Consider the following 15,308-nt stretch of genomic DNA (forward strand, 5'->3'; position numbering starts at 1 on the left):
TAACGTAGAGCGATACGCTTTTACTTACTAATCACGTGTGGACGTTTAGCAAAAGACTCAAAGGTGCATTTCAAGAATTACTTCACATAAACCTCTTTCAGCCAATGGAGGTTTTCTCTAAAAAGGAAGTAAATCTTTACTCTCCTTATCAACGTTTTAACTATTGGTTTAACCCTACTATATTACATTTTTGATAAAAAGTTAACTAATAATATTTTCTAATCTTGAAATCACTTTACTTTTACCTAAAACCGCTATTGATTTCGGTAAATCAGGACCGTGCATTTGACCAGTAATGGCAACACGAATTGGCATAAACAAGTTCTTGCCCTTTTGACCAGTAGCCTTTTGGACAGCTTTAATTGAGGCCTTTACATTGTCTGCTGAAAAGTCTTCAACAATTTTTAGCTCATTAATAAATGCTGATAACACTTCAGGAACCTGTTCACCTTCTAGAACTGCTTTTGCTTCCTCATTGTATGTGATGTCCTCTTTGAAGAACAATTCAGTTAAGCTTACAATTTCTGCACCATAGCTCATTTGTTCTTGATAAAGAGCAATTAGCCCGTGAATTCTTTCAGCTTCTTCCTCACTCATATTATCCGATACTTTACCAGCTTTTATTAAGTGTGGTAAAGATAGAGAAATAAGTACGTCTAACTCTAATTGCTTAATATATTGGTTATTCATCCAAGCAAGCTTTTGTGTGTCAAAAACAGCAGGAGATTTGGATAAACGAGCAGGATCAAAAATTTCAATTAGTTGCTCTTTATTATATACCTCTTCTTCTCCACCTGGAGACCAACCAAGAAGAGCAATAAAGTTAAATAAGGCATCTGAAAGGTAACCTAGTTCCTCATATTGCTCAATAAATTGAATAATTGATTCGTCTCGTTTACTTAGCTTTTTACGATTTTCATTGACAATTAACGTCATATGTCCGAATACAGGAACATCCCATCCAAAGGCTTCATAAATCATGATTTGCTTTGGTGTATTCGAAATATGATCTTCGCCACGTAATACATGAGAAATTTCCATTAAGTGATCATCAACTGCTACCGCAAAATTATAGGTAGGTGTACCATCTTTTTTGACAATAACGAAGTCACCCATACCTTCTGATTCAAATGAAATGTCACCTTTCACCATATCTTTGAAGAGAAATTCTCTATTTGCTGGAACTCTAAATCGAATGCTCGGCTGTAACCCTTGATCTTCAAGGCTCTTTTGCTCTTCGACTGTTATGTCCGCATGCTTTCCAGAATACTGTGGTGTCTCACCACGAGCAATTTGTTCCTCACGTTCTTTTTCTAATTCCTCTTCTGTACAATAGCATTTATAAGCCAAACCTTTTTCTAGTAGTTGCTCATAATATTTCTTATAGATTTCATTTCTTTCAGACTGGCGGTATGGGCCATACTCTCCACCAACATCTACACTCTCATCCCAGTCAATTCCAAGCCACTTTAAATACTTTAATTGACTTTCTTCTCCACCTTCAATGTTTCGCTTTTTATCGGTATCTTCAATACGGACAATGAATTTCCCGCCTTGATTTTTTGCGAATAGATAGTTAAATAATGCCGTTCTCGCATTTCCAATATGTAAATGCCCAGTAGGACTTGGGGCATAACGTACCCTTACTTCATTTGCCATATCGTAAACCTCCACAATTTTCTATGAATTTATCACTAATTTAACCTTTTGAAAGGAATCCCTTTGTATGAACTTGTATATCCTTTTCCCAAATTATTAAATAGGCCAGAATTAATTTTATCACCAAAAATAATAAGATACAAAAAAATAAATCAACTTACTTTCGTTTCTGAATCAAAACCGTTGCCTGTGACGCAATCCCTTCTTGTCTGCCGGTAAAGCCTAGCTTTTCTGTTGTTGTTGCCTTCACATTCACCTGGGAAATATCTGCTTCAAGCAATTCAGCGATACGTTCTCTCATGTTACCTATATGTGGAGCCATTTTCGGTTTTTGCGCGATGATTGTACAGTCTATGTTTCCTAACTCATATCCTCTTTCTTTTACAAGCTTCCAAACATGGATTAGTAACTTAGCCGAATCTGCATCCTTGAAGTTTGGATCGGTATCAGGAAAATGTTTTCCGATGTCTCCTTCTGCAATTGCTCCTAAACAAGCATCTGCAACAGTATGTAATAAAACATCCGCATCTGAATGACCTAACAATCCTTTTTCATACGGAATTTCAATCCCACCAATTATTAAAGGGCGACCTTCAACTAATTGATGAACATCGTAGCCTTGTCCAATTCTAATCATCATTTTTCCTCTTTTCGCTTACTATTGGTATTTTATCGATTAGTTCTGTTAAACTTGTTTGTTGATTTGCTCTGTAGGTGTTCGCTTTCCGCGGAATGTCTGGAATCCTCCCGCAGAAGTACACATATCCGTCCCAATCAACAAAGTGCCAAATCAACGGTGAGCTTTAACAGAGCCTATAGATTAAAGTTTTTACTTACCCATAATAGCCTTTGCTATTAGTAAGTCCTCTGGTGTCGTTAATTTTATATTTGTATAATCACCTAGCACGATTGAAACTGGCTTTCCTGTTCGTTCAATAAGACTTGCATCATCTGTTCCAAGATAATTATCTTTATTAGCTTGGTGATGAGCGTCAATAACAAGAGACGGAATAAATGCCTGTGGAGTTTGCACTGACCACAAGGTTGATCTCTCTACAGTTTCTACGACTACACCATTTTCAACCCGCTTGATTGTGTCCTTTACTGGAACTGCTAATGTTGCCGCTCCTGTTTCTTGCGCTTTATGTACTAGATCCTCAATTTTTTTATGCGAAATAAAAGGACGTGCCCCGTCATGAACGAGAACAATCCCTTCGTCATCAACAGCCTGTAAACCGTTATACACACTAAACTGTCTTTCACTCCCACCCGCTACTATAGATTTTATTTTGTTTATATGATAATCATTGAAAAGTTTTTGAAATACGTCTCTTTCTTGCTCATTAATTACTAATATAATACCCGAACAATTTGAATGTTCTTCAAACACCTTTAATGTATGAATGATAATGGGAGCTTGTTCGAGCTCAATAAACTGCTTGTTTTTTCCAACATTCATTCGTTTGCCTTGTCCAGCAGCAGGAATGACGACTTGATAGTTCATTATGTCTACTCCTTCAAAAATTCTGTATACCATCATCATAAAAGATTAGCCTGAATATGTAAAACAGCCCATGAAACATTAGTCACCTAATGTACCACGGGCCTGTTAAAAAAGCGCAAGACGCCGATATCGACAAGAAAAATAAGACAAGTCGGAAGGTTATACATTAACCTTCTGGACGAATGGCATAAGAAGATTCCTCTCAAGAAGATAGCGCCTAGAGCTAGACATGAAAGCTAAGTACAAATAAATTATCTTCATATCCCTTTTAAAAATTTATATTTTTTACAATGCTTTTTCTAATAATTTTGGTTTTGCAAAAATCATTCTACCTGCAGACGTTTGAAGAACACTTGTAACAAGGACATCAATATGTTTTCCGATATAATTACGTCCGTCTTCTACAACAATCATTGTACCATCATCCAAATAGGCGATTCCTTGATTATGCTCTTTCCCATCCTTGATTACCTGAACATTCATTTCTTCTCCAGGTAACACGACAGGTTTAACAGCATTTGCTAAATCATTGATATTAAGTACATGAACCTTTTGTAATTCACAAACTTTATTTAAATTAAAATCATTTGTAACGACAACTCCGGAAGTTATCTTCGCTAATTTCACTAATTTGCTATCAACTTCTTGAATTTCCTCAAAATCACCTTCATAAATTTCTACATTAATTGCAAGCTCTTTTTGAATTCGATTAAGAATATCAAGACCCCTACGACCTCTGTTTCGTTTTAATACATCAGATGAATCAGCAATATGCTGAAGCTCCTCTAAAACGAATTGGGGAATAACAATAGTTCCTTCTAAAAAGCCAGTTTGACAAATGTCAGCGATTCTACCATCGATGATAACACTTGTATCTAATATTTTCAGTTTTTTATCCTCAGTTTCAACCTCTTCATCCGCAGATCCCTTTTTCTTACCGATTCGATTTGGCACGGAAAATAAGTTAATTAATTCATCTTTTTTCTTAAACCCAATTTGGAAACCTAGATATCCGAGCAGTAATGTTAAAAAGATTGGAATAATTGTATTAAATATTTGATATTGAATATCTTTTAAAGGAATAACAATAAGAAAAGCAATAATAAGACCAAAGATTAATCCTAAACTACCAAATAACACATCTGTAACAGGAGCTTTAACAACAGCCTCTTCTAATACTCGAATCCAATTCACAACGTAATCTACTAACCAAAATGTTGCAACAAAAAAGACAACTGCACCTAATACAGCTAAAGTATAAGGTGTATTAATAAAAGGTATGTCCTGCATATTTAATAACTCAAGTAGCTCTGGCATGAAAAAGATCCCTAACATACCACCTACACTCAAAAATAACAGTTGTATAATGCGTTTAATTAACATACCTTCACCTCCTTTTAACGATATAACTACTTTATCCTACTTCTAGGACATGTGAAATAAAAAATTAAAAATGTAAAAAGATTGATACATTGTTGTAATTTTACAAACAATTTGACTGCGATACTTGCTTTTCTTTGTATAAGGTTAGACATTGTAATGCCTTCACACCAACTCTTATATGGTCTGGTGATGGGAGTTTTATGAAGCTAGATTCAATTCGTTTTTAAATGAGTTTGTAATAAATATGATGCTTAACCTAAGATCCCACTTCCTTTATACACACGTAAAAATCAATTTTAATATACCCTAAATTAATGAGTTTAAAACCATAAAAATGAAAGTTTCATTAAATATTCTTATATGTGACGATCAATTAAAAGTTGATCTTGTAACCTTTTCAATCCTTCAATAATCTTTTTCGCCCTCACCTCTCCTATACCATCAACCTCATCTAACTCTTCTACGGATGCGCGCAAAATAAGTTTCAAATTTTTATAGGTTGTCACTAAATTTTCAATAATGATCGTTGGGAGCCTAGGAATTTTATTTAACATTCGATACCCTCTTGGCATAACTGGGCTATCTATATTTGTAAATGAGGAGAAACCTAGTAATTTAAAAAGAACAGAATCCTCTAAAAGTTCAAAGCTTGAAAGGTCCTGGAGCTGTTTAAGGAATCGATAAGGATCAACAGCTTTATCATTTGCGTAATCTTTTATTAATAAAGCAGCTTCTTCTTCTAGTCCAGATAGTAACTCAGCTAATTGTAACCTAATAAGATGGCCTTCTGCTCCTAGTTCATTCACATAATCATTTATTTCATCCTTTATACGTAAGACCATTTCAATCCGATGCAACACTTGTAAAACTTCCTTAAAAGTAACAAGTTCCTCTAGCTCTAATGCACCTAATGTCGAGATTGATTGATCAAGAACAAGCTTATATTTTTCTAACGTTTGGATCGCTTGATTAGCCTTCGTTAATATGACACCAATGTCTCTAAGCGCATACCTTAATTCACCATGATAGAGAGTAATAACATTTCTCCTTTGGGAAATGGCAATCACTAAGTTGCCTGTTTGTTTAGCCACCCGCTCTGCGGTTCGATGCCTCATACCAGTTTCTGATGAATATATTGATGAATCTGGAACCAACTGGGCATTTGCATACAAAATTTTATTACCCGAATCACTTAAGATAATGGCACCATCCATTTTTGCTAACTCATATAAATGTGCCGAGGAGAATGAACATTGTATAGAAAAGCCACCATCAATAACTTCTTTTACTTTTTCGTTGTGACCAACAACAATTAAACCACCTGTTTTAGCACGTAAGACATTCTCAATTCCTTCCCTTATTGGTGTTCCAGGTGCAACGAATTGTAAAATTTCATTTAACGTCCGTTCACCTGATATACTCTCTATCTTTGTCATGTACTATCCTCCTAACGTTTTATGGAGAGCCTCCGCTACATTCTTCACTCCAATAATCTCGATATCATCTGGAGGGTTCCATCCACCTATATTTGCCTCTGGAATAATCGCCCTTTTAAAACCAAGCTTTGCTGCCTCCATTACTCTTTGTTCAATCCTAGAAACTCTACGGACCTCACCAGTTAACCCCACTTCACCAATAATGACATCAGTTGGTTTTGGGGGTGCATCCTTAAAACTTGATGCAATGCTTACAGCAACTGCTAAATCGATAGCAGGTTCATCAAGCTTCACTCCACCAGCAACTTTTAAATACGCATCTTGATTTTGAAGAAGCAAGCCAACTCGTTTTTCTAAAACTGCCATTAATAAAGGTACACGGTTGTGATCAATTCCTGTTGCCATTCTTCTAGGGTTACCGAAGCTAGTTGGTGAAATTAAGGCTTGAATCTCGACAAGAACAGGTCTCGTTCCCTCCATTGAAGCTACAACAGTTGAACCAGCTGCGCCTTTTGATCTTTCTTCTAGAAATATTTCTGAGGGATTTTGCACCTCTTCTAGACCAGATTCCTTCATCTCAAATATTCCCATTTCATTTGTTGAACCAAACCGATTCTTTACAGCACGTAATATACGATACGTATGATGTCTTTCTCCTTCAAAATATAGAACAGTATCAACCATATGTTCCAATAATCTCGGTCCAGCGATTGACCCTTCTTTCGTTACATGACCCACAATAAAGATGGCAATACCTTTTGTTTTCGCAATTCTCATAAGTTCGGCAGTAGATTCTCTTACCTGTGACACACTTCCAGGAGCAGAGCTTATTTCGCTATGGAATACTGTTTGGATTGAATCGACAACTACAAATGCAGGGTTTGTTTCTTCAATCGCCCTTGAAATAAAACTTAAATCTGTTTCAGACAAAACAAATAGTTTATTTGCTTTAACCCCTAAGCGGTCAGCCCTTAGTTTTGTTTGTTTTACTGATTCTTCTCCTGAAATATACAATACATCATTTCCATTTTCAGCCAACTGTGATGATACTTGCAGTAAAAGTGTAGACTTGCCAATCCCAGGATCTCCACCAATTAATACAAGGGATCCCTTAACAATACCGCTTCCTAAGACACGGTTAAATTCTTTTAGATTTGTAAAAATCCTTGGTTCTTGGGTTGTTTCTATATTTGTAATCGGAGAAGGCTTTTGTACCGTTTGGGTGGAATGAGCAAAAACCGCCTTCCGAGGTGAAGTAGGCTTTAAAACTTCCTCTGTCATTGTATTCCATTCACCACAACCCGGACATTTCCCCATCCATTTAGGTGATTCATATCCACATGTTTGACAAATAAACTTTACCTTCGTTTTAGCCATATACGTGTTCCTCTCTTATAGATACCAAGTAGTCAAGCTAATTATGATTCCTATCCTTAATTATAAGAAATAATGGAGACTTTGAGGAGCATTATTAGAAAGTGCAAGTGCCTAGGTCTGTCCCAACACAATAGGATGTACATGGGAATGTAAGAACTCAGCACTGAAGCTATAAATGATAACTATATATAAAAATTTCAACTTTTTATTTATATAAAGAAAGTGAGGCACACTTTACGCGGTATGCCTCAACTTACAGTCTTGTTATTTAGTTTTAACTTCTTCTTTTTCAGTTGTTTTTACAACAAATTCACCATTATCTACATCTAGAATTATCTTATGACCTTTATTAATATTACCTCTTAATAATTCTTCAGAAAGACGATCTTCAACATTTTTCTGAATAGAACGACGGAGCGGTCTAGCACCGTATTCAAGATCAATTCCTTCATCTGCAATTTTTTCTATAGCAGAGTCTGTTAACTCTAATGATAGGTCCTGTTCTTTTAATCGTTTTGTTAATTGGTCAGACATTAGCGAAACAATTTCTTTTAAATGTTTCTTTTCTAATGAGTGGAATACAATAATCTCATCAATACGGTTAATGAACTCAGGTCGGAATGCGCGTTTTAACTCATTCATTACTTTGCCTTTCATATCCTTGTAATTTTGAGTTTCATCTTGAATGTTAAATCCAACATATTTATTACGCTTCAACTCACTTGCCCCAACATTAGATGTCATAATTAAAATTGTATTTCTAAAGTCTACTGTACGCCCCTTAGAGTCTGTTAGCCTTCCATCCTCTAATACCTGCAGAAGGATGTTAAAAACATCAGGATGAGCCTTTTCAATTTCGTCTAAAAGCACAACAGAGTATGGCTTTCTTCTCACCTTTTCAGTTAATTGACCACCTTCTTCATAACCTACATAGCCAGGAGGTGAACCAACTAAACGAGAAGTGGAGTGCTTCTCCATATACTCTGACATATCAATGCGAATCATCGAATCTTCATCACCGAAAATTGATTCTGCCAATGCCCTAGCAAGCTCAGTTTTACCTACACCTGTTGGTCCTAAGAAAATAAATGATCCAATTGGACGTTTAGGATCCTTTAACCCAGCTCGTGCACGACGAACTGCTTTTGCTACAGCAACTACAGCTTCTTCTTGACCAATAACTCTTGAATGTAAAAGACTCTCCATATTTAACAGCTTATCTGTTTCTGTTTGTGCTAATCTTGAAACTGGAACACCGGTCCAACTGGAGACTACCATCGCAATGTCTTCGACTGTTACTTCAGTATTCTCTTGACCTTGTTTTTCTTTCCATGTTTTCTTCGTTTCTTCAAGCTGTTCACGTAATCTTTGCTCCGTATCACGTAGGGATGCCGCTTTTTCAAACTCCTGACTTTGTACAGAAGCATCTTTTTCTTTGCGGATTTCATCAAGCTTTTGTTCTAGCTCTTTTAAGTTTGGTGGTGTCGTGAATGAACGTAATCGTACCTTTGAGCCAGCCTCATCAATTAAATCAATCGCTTTATCTGGTAGGAAGCGATCAGAAATATAACGATCAGATAATTTTACAGCAGCATCAATTGCTTCATCTGTAATCGATACTCTATGATGCGCTTCATAGCGGTCACGCAAGCCTTTTAAGATTTGAACACTTTCTTCAGCTGTTGGCTCATCGACCTGAATTGGTTGGAATCTACGTTCTAATGCAGCATCTTTCTCAATGTATTTTCGGTACTCATCAAGTGTAGTTGCACCAATACACTGTAATTCACCCCTAGCTAATGAAGGTTTCAAAATATTAGAAGCATCGATTGCTCCCTCTGCACCACCAGCACCAATCAATGTGTGTAACTCATCGATAAATAGAATAATATTACCAGCTTGGCGGATTTCATCCATCACTTTTTTAAGTCTATCTTCAAATTCACCACGGTATTTTGTACCAGCAACTACCGTACCCATATCAAGTGTCATTACGCGCTTATCACGTAAGATTTCAGGAACCTCATTCTGAACGATTTGTTGAGCTAGCCCCTCTGCTATTGCTGTTTTACCAACACCTGGCTCACCAATTAAGACTGGGTTATTTTTTGTACGGCGACTTAATACTTCAATAACACGTTGAATTTCTTTACTTCTCCCGATAACTGGATCTAAACTGCCTTCTCTCGCAATCGAAGTTAAGTCTCTTGCAAGACTATCAAGTGTAGGTGTATTAGCATTGGTCATACCTCCACCTTGATGATTTGAAGATGTTTCATTACTGCCCAATAGCTGAAGAACCTGTTGTCTTGCTTTATTCAAGCTTACACCTAGATTGTTAAGGACTCTTGCCGCGACACCCTCACCTTCACGTATAAGTCCTAACAAAATATGTTCTGTTCCTACATAAGAATGACCTAACTTTCTTGCTTCATCCATTGATAGTTCAATTACTTTCTTAGCTCTAGGTGTGTAGTGGATTGTTTGAGAAGCATCTTGACCTCTTCCAATTAAACCTTCTACCTCTTTTTGGATCTTTTCTGGGCCTAGTCCTAATGCAAGTAAAGCCTTAGCTGCAATCCCTTCACCTTCACTAACTAGCCCCAGTAAAATATGTTCTGTACCTATATTGTTATGTCCTAAACGAACTGCTTCTTCTTGTGCTAAAGCAAGTACCTTTTGTGCGCGCTCTGTAAATCTTCCAAACATCATGATTCATCATCCTCCATCCATTTATTACGTTCCATTTCTAAGTTTAGCCGCTCTCTTATTAAAGCAGCTCGGCGAACATCTCTTTCATTTGGACGTAATGGTCCACCAAAATATTGTTGTAAAAATCCAGGTTGAGTTAAAATCATAAGTTCATTGAGAATATTACGAGATATATCTTTAATAATTCCTAAATCAATTCCCAATCTAACATCAGACAAACATTTTGCTGTCTCATTCGATTCAATTATTCGGCTATAAGTCAAAGTTCCGAATGATCTATACACTCTGTCTTCTAGCTGGTTTTGGGATGAGTTGTAAAGAGCTTCACGAGTAGCTCTTTCTTGGGTAATTAATTGTTGAACCACACTAATAAGATCTTCAACAATATCTTTCTCAGACTTACCTAATGTTATTTGATTTGAAATCTGAAAAATGTTGCCGATGGCCTCACTACCCTCACCATATATGCCTCTTACTACTAATCCAAGCTGATTAATTGCTGGGATAATTCTATTAACTTTTTGGGTAAGTACTAATGCAGGTAAATGCATCATGACCGATGCCCTTAATCCAGTCCCCACATTCGTAGGACAACTGGTTAAGTATCCCCTTCTTTCATCAAAAGCGTAGTCTACCTCTTCTTCAATCCAATCATCTAACTTGTTCGCCATATCCAACGCTTCCTCAAGTTGAAATCCTGGAAATAAACATTGAATCCGGATATGGTCCTCTTCATTTAACATTATGCTAACTTCCTCATTTTCAGAAAGTAAACATCCACCATAAATAGAGTTATCAGCTAGATTAGGACTTATTAGATGCTTTTCTACTAAAACCCTTTTCTGAATGGGCTGCATATCGTTCATCTTAAGCAGCTCCAGCTGACCAATTTCCTGAAATGTTTTATTTGCATATGTTGTTTCAAAGAAGTTAAGAACTTCTTGTGATTCTTCATTAGTAGAAACTGTAGGAAATTTAAACTGTTCCATATTACGTGCTAAGCGAATCCGACTACTTAATACAATGTCCGAATCCGGTCCTTCTTGACTCATCCAAGCACTCATTGCCTTATTCATAAAATTTTGGAGTGACATGATTATGATCCCTCCTCATGAAAGCTACTTATCCTTTTCTCAAGAGATCTTATTTGATCTCTTACTTTAGCAGCTTGCTCAAACTCTTCCTGTACAATGAATTCATGAATTTTAGTTTTCAGCTCATCGATTTGCTTGCGGATATGAATATCTCCCCCTATTCGCTCAGGGATTTTTCCTGAGTGAACAGTGTTCCCGCCATGAACTCGTTTAAGTATTGGGGTTATATGATTTTTAAAAGTAGGATAACAATTTGAACAGCCAAATCTTCCAACCTTTTTAAACTGATGTAAGGTCATTTTACATCGATCACATTGTGGTACATCACTAGCTTTAAAAACATTTTGTTCCTCTGTATTAGCAATATCAGATTCCATGTTAAGCAATCCAGTTAATAAATTATTTAAAGAAAATCCTGTGTTAACATTAAACATAAAAAGTTCACTATTTTCATGTGCGCAATGTTCACATATGTGGACTTCCGTTTTTTCTCCATTAATCACTTTTGTAAAGTGAAACGTTGCCGGTCTTTCATTACACTCCTGGCAGATCATCCGTCTCCCCTACTTTCACTTATATTTCAATGAAGTTATCATGGCCTTAAACATCCTTGCCCTTAATTCGTCCCTATGAGGGAGCTCAATATAAAGGACTGAACGATCAATTACACTTAACATTAATTTAGCTTCGCGGGAAGAAATAACTTCCTCACTTACAAGCCGACCTATAATGTCCTCAGCAGATGCCTGGGAAAGGCGGTGATGAATCAAGTGTAAGATTTGATCTAAGAGGTGTGCCTGATTATTTGCGCGAACCTTAATAATCCGAATATAGCCGCCGCCACCACGCTTACTTTCAACAACGTAGCCTCTTTCAATTGTAAACCTTGTATTAATAACGTAATTGATCTGTGAAGGCACACACTGAAATTTATCTGCAATTTCACTTCGTTTAATCTCGACTATTTCCTTGCCACTACTATCTAGTACCTTTTTCAAATACTGTTCAATAATGTCTGAAATATTTCTCACTCAACCTCCCCCTCACTGACTTTGACTATATTTGACTTTAATATTACTATAAAACGAACAGAAAAATTTTTCAACTTTTCTGTTTCAATTTAAATATTGCCAAAATAAGAGGAAGTAAAACGTATTTAAAATATTTTTTCCACTTCGTGATTCTCTACCAGTATCTTTTCTAAATCAGTATGTGAAACAGAAGATATATCAATATCTAATTGATAATGAAACACAACATTGCTATCTTTATCTTTCCTACAAGATGTCATTACTATCTTATGGGTTGTTACATCATATGATGTTAATTTTTGAATTACTTGATCAATCGTAGTCTTGCGGGAATCTACGGATATTTTCATTTTCCTCCTTGCCCTTTTAACATTCATATAATTTTCAAGTTGATTTAAGAATATTAAACACATTAAAACCATTGCTGTAGTAAAAAATGCTACTACATACATTCCGGCACCTATAACTAAACCTAAACCAGCCACGATCCATATTGATGCAGCTGTCGTTAGCCCTCTTACAGTTGCACCCTTTACTAGAATCGTTCCACCACCTAAAAACCCTATACCACTAATAACATATGATGGAATCCTAGCTGGATCAAACCGAATATTGGGATCATTATCTATATAACTTTTGAAACCATATAGAGATAAAATCATCATTAAACAAGATCCTATTCCCACTAGTAAATGGGTTCGAAATCCTGCTGGATGATTTTTAAATTCACGTTCCAATCCAATTACTCCACATAAAAGGGTCGCTATAAATATACGAGCAAACATGGTATATGTATCTTGATTTAATAATTCAAGCATATTCATTCATTTCGCCTCTTTAGCTATAAATATGTGATCTTATATATATATACTCAAATGTCTGTCTTCAAAACACAATTATCGAATAATTTTCAATGAATATTTTTGATCCTTTTATATTTTTAGGACATTAAATTACTCTAAAAGTATTGCTCAATACTATTGAATTAAAAAGAAATTCGTCAGTTTTATGTAGATTTAGTATCTGGAAGCTATAAGTTGGATAATAATTTTCTAGTCATTTTTTCTTGGGACTTTTTAAAACATTAGACTTCTTGAACAACTTAGGGTAATAAAAAGTTCATAGGCAGAGAAGGTTCTTTATATATACAAAAAAGACCAGTATCTCTACTGATCTTTTTCTCTCTTACCTGGCAACGTCCTACTCTCACAGGGGGAAACCCCCAACTACCATCGGCGCTGAAGAGCTTAACTTCCGTGTTCGGCATGGGAACGGGTGTGGCCTCTTCGCCATCATTACCAGATAATTTATGAAGTTGAAGGATATTCCTTCAAAACTAGATAACGATACACAATTCAATTCACTTCATTTAACGCTTTTATTAGGTTAAGTCCTCGATCGATTAGTATCTGTCAGCTCCACACGTCACCGCGCTTCCACCTCAGACCTATCAACCTGATCATCTTTCAGGGATCTTACTAGCTTACGCTATGGGAAATCTCATCTTGAGGGGGGCTTCATGCTTAGATGCTTTCAGCACTTATCCCTTCCGCACATAGCTACCCAGCTATGCCTTTGGCAAGACAACTGGTACACCAGCGGTGCGTCCATCCCGGTCCTCTCGTACTAAGGACAGCTCCTCTCAAATTTCCTACGCCCACGACGGATAGGGACCGAACTGTCTCACGACGTTCTGAACCCAGCTCGCGTACCGCTTTAATGGGCGAACAGCCCAACCCTTGGGACCGACTACAGCCCCAGGATGCGATGAGCCGACATCGAGGTGCCAAACCTCCCCGTCGATGTGGACTCTTGGGGGAGATAAGCCTGTTATCCCCGGGGTAGCTTTTATCCGTTGAGCGATGGCCCTTCCATGCGGAACCACCGGATCACTAAGCCCGACTTTCGTCCCTGCTCGACTTGTAGGTCTCGCAGTCAAGCTCCCTTGTGCCTTTACACTCTACGAATGATTTCCAACCATTCTGAGGGAACCTTTGGGCGCCTCCGTTACATTTTAGGAGGCGACCGCCCCAGTCAAACTGCCCACCTGACACTGTCTCCCAGCCCGATAAGGGCTGTGGGTTAGAATTTCAATACAGCCAGGGTAGTATCCCACCGACGCCTCCACCGAAGCTAGCGCTCCGGCTTCTCAGGCTCCTACCTATCCTGTACAAGCTGTACCAAAATTCAATATCAGGCTACAGTAAAGCTCCACGGGGTCTTTCCGTCCTGTCGCGGGTAACCTGCATCTTCACAGGTACTATAATTTCACCGAGTCTCTCGTTGAGACAGTGCCCAGATCGTTACGCCTTTCGTGCGGGTCGGAACTTACCCGACAAGGAATTTCGCTACCTTAGGACCGTTATAGTTACGGCCGCCGTTTACTGGGGCTTCGGTTCAAAGCTTCGCTTACGCTAACCTCTCCCCTTAACCTTCCAGCACCGGGCAGGCGTCAGCCCCTATACTTCGCCTTGCGGCTTCGCAGAGACCTGTGTTTTTGCTAAACAGTCGCCTGGGCCTATTCACTGCGGCTTTTCCGGGCTATTCACCCTAAAAAGCACCCCTTCTCCCGAAGTTACGGGGTCATTTTGCCGAGTTCCTTAACGAGAGTTCTCTCGCTCACCTTAGGATTCTCTCCTCGCCTACCTGTGTCGGTTTGCGGTACGGGCACCTCTCACCTCGCTAGAGGCTTTTCTTGGCAGTGTGGAATCAGGAACTTCGGTACTATAGTTCCCTCGCCATCACAGCTCAGCCTTATGTGACAACGGGATTTGCCTCGTTGTCAGCCTAACTGCTTGGACGCGCATATCCAACAGCGCGCTTACCCTATCCTTCTGCGTCCCCCCATTGCTCAAATGGTGAGGAGGTGGTACAGGAATTTCAACCTGTTGTCCATCGCCTACGCCTTTCGGCCTCGGCTTAGGTCCCGACTTACCCTGAGCGGACGAGCCTTCCTCAGGAAACCTTAGGCATTCGGTGGAGGGGATTCTCACCCCTCTTTCGCTACTCATACCGGCATTCTCACTTCTAAGCGCTCCACTAGTCCTTACGGTCTAGCTTCACAGCCCTTAGAACGCTCTCCTACCACTGTTCTAAAAGAACAGTCCACAGC

11 protein-coding genes, 2 rRNA genes and 1 other annotated feature (2 of these 14 cut by a window edge) are annotated in these 15,308 nt (G+C 38.1%); all 13 genes read right to left on the reverse strand.

What is annotated here, in order from left to right; all coding sequences use genetic code 11:
- Positions 1-161: a binding site (T-box leader), on the reverse strand (it extends 94 nt beyond the left edge of the window).
- Between the two features lie 40 nt (positions 162-201).
- Positions 202-1,659 (reverse strand): glutamate--tRNA ligase, encoded by a 1,458-nt coding sequence (gene gltX, locus WCV66_RS02900; RefSeq protein WP_338787864.1) that lies wholly within the window; start codon positions 1,657-1,659, stop codon positions 202-204.
- A 157-nt stretch (positions 1,660-1,816) separates the two neighbouring features.
- Positions 1,817-2,296 carry a 2-C-methyl-D-erythritol 2,4-cyclodiphosphate synthase gene (gene ispF / locus WCV66_RS02905; protein WP_066330448.1) on the reverse strand — a complete coding sequence of 160 codons (480 nt, stop codon included), beginning with the start codon at positions 2,294-2,296 and terminating at the stop codon, positions 1,817-1,819.
- Between the two features lie 192 nt (positions 2,297-2,488).
- A complete protein-coding gene (gene ispD / locus WCV66_RS02910; protein WP_066330449.1) occupies positions 2,489-3,163 on the reverse strand; it encodes a 2-C-methyl-D-erythritol 4-phosphate cytidylyltransferase in 675 nt (224 codons plus the stop codon).
- A 285-nt stretch (positions 3,164-3,448) separates the two neighbouring features.
- Complete coding sequence (locus WCV66_RS02915) at positions 3,449-4,546, reverse strand: PIN/TRAM domain-containing protein (protein ID WP_066330450.1); 1,098 nt, start codon at positions 4,544-4,546, stop codon at positions 3,449-3,451.
- Positions 4,547-4,902: 356 nt separating this feature from the next.
- The gene (disA, locus tag WCV66_RS02920; protein WP_066330451.1) at positions 4,903-5,982 is read right to left on the reverse strand and encodes a DNA integrity scanning diadenylate cyclase DisA; all 1,080 of its coding nucleotides are present in this window, start codon (positions 5,980-5,982) and stop codon (positions 4,903-4,905) included.
- Between the two features lie 3 nt (positions 5,983-5,985).
- Complete coding sequence (gene radA, locus WCV66_RS02925; RefSeq protein WP_066330452.1) at positions 5,986-7,359, reverse strand: DNA repair protein RadA; 1,374 nt, start codon at positions 7,357-7,359, stop codon at positions 5,986-5,988.
- A 264-nt stretch (positions 7,360-7,623) separates the two neighbouring features.
- Positions 7,624-10,071 (reverse strand): ATP-dependent protease ATP-binding subunit ClpC, encoded by a 2,448-nt coding sequence (gene clpC / locus WCV66_RS02930; RefSeq protein ID WP_066330453.1) that lies wholly within the window; start codon positions 10,069-10,071, stop codon positions 7,624-7,626.
- Entirely contained in the window at positions 10,068-11,165 is a 1,098-nt protein-coding gene (locus WCV66_RS02935; RefSeq protein ID WP_066330454.1) for a protein arginine kinase, read from the reverse strand. Before WCV66_RS02935 ends, clpC begins: the two co-directional genes overlap by 4 nt.
- 2 nt (positions 11,166-11,167) lie before the next feature.
- Positions 11,168-11,719 (reverse strand): UvrB/UvrC motif-containing protein, encoded by a 552-nt coding sequence (locus WCV66_RS02940; protein WP_066330455.1) that lies wholly within the window; start codon positions 11,717-11,719, stop codon positions 11,168-11,170.
- Between the two features lie 15 nt (positions 11,720-11,734).
- Entirely contained in the window at positions 11,735-12,196 is a 462-nt protein-coding gene (locus WCV66_RS02945) for a CtsR family transcriptional regulator (RefSeq protein WP_066330456.1), read from the reverse strand.
- 125 nt (positions 12,197-12,321) lie between these two features.
- A complete protein-coding gene (locus WCV66_RS02950; protein WP_157094362.1) occupies positions 12,322-13,014 on the reverse strand; it encodes an MgtC/SapB family protein in 693 nt (230 codons plus the stop codon).
- A gap of 369 nt (positions 13,015-13,383) precedes the next feature.
- A 5S ribosomal RNA gene (rrf, locus tag WCV66_RS02955) occupies positions 13,384-13,499 on the reverse strand.
- A 79-nt stretch (positions 13,500-13,578) separates the two neighbouring features.
- Positions 13,579-15,308, reverse strand: a 23S ribosomal RNA gene (locus tag WCV66_RS02960) (it continues 1,201 nt past the right edge of the window).

It is taken from the genome of Metabacillus rhizosphaerae (genome assembly GCF_037201795.1).
Lineage (GTDB): Bacteria > Bacillota > Bacilli > Bacillales > Bacillaceae > Metabacillus > Metabacillus rhizosphaerae.

Excerpts from the sequence above, each read along its gene's own strand:
- gltX (WP_338787864.1), bottom strand. The coding sequence starts at position 1,659 with ATGGCAAATGAAGTAAGGGTACGTTATGCCCCAAGTCCTACTGGGCAT.
- ispF (WP_066330448.1), bottom strand. The coding sequence starts at position 2,296 with ATGATTAGAATTGGACAAGGCTACGATGTTCATCAATTAGTTGAAGGT.
- ispD (WP_066330449.1), bottom strand. The coding sequence starts at position 3,163 with ATGAACTATCAAGTCGTCATTCCTGCTGCTGGACAAGGCAAACGAATG.
- WCV66_RS02915 (WP_066330450.1), bottom strand. The coding sequence starts at position 4,546 with ATGTTAATTAAACGCATTATACAACTGTTATTTTTGAGTGTAGGTGGT.
- disA (WP_066330451.1), bottom strand. The coding sequence starts at position 5,982 with ATGACAAAGATAGAGAGTATATCAGGTGAACGGACGTTAAATGAAATT.
- radA (WP_066330452.1), bottom strand. The coding sequence starts at position 7,359 with ATGGCTAAAACGAAGGTAAAGTTTATTTGTCAAACATGTGGATATGAA.
- clpC (WP_066330453.1), bottom strand. The coding sequence starts at position 10,071 with ATGATGTTTGGAAGATTTACAGAGCGCGCACAAAAGGTACTTGCTTTA.
- WCV66_RS02935 (WP_066330454.1), bottom strand. The coding sequence starts at position 11,165 with ATGTCACTCCAAAATTTTATGAATAAGGCAATGAGTGCTTGGATGAGT.
- WCV66_RS02940 (WP_066330455.1), bottom strand. The coding sequence starts at position 11,719 with ATGATCTGCCAGGAGTGTAATGAAAGACCGGCAACGTTTCACTTTACA.
- WCV66_RS02950 (WP_157094362.1), bottom strand. The coding sequence starts at position 13,014 with ATGCTTGAATTATTAAATCAAGATACATATACCATGTTTGCTCGTATA.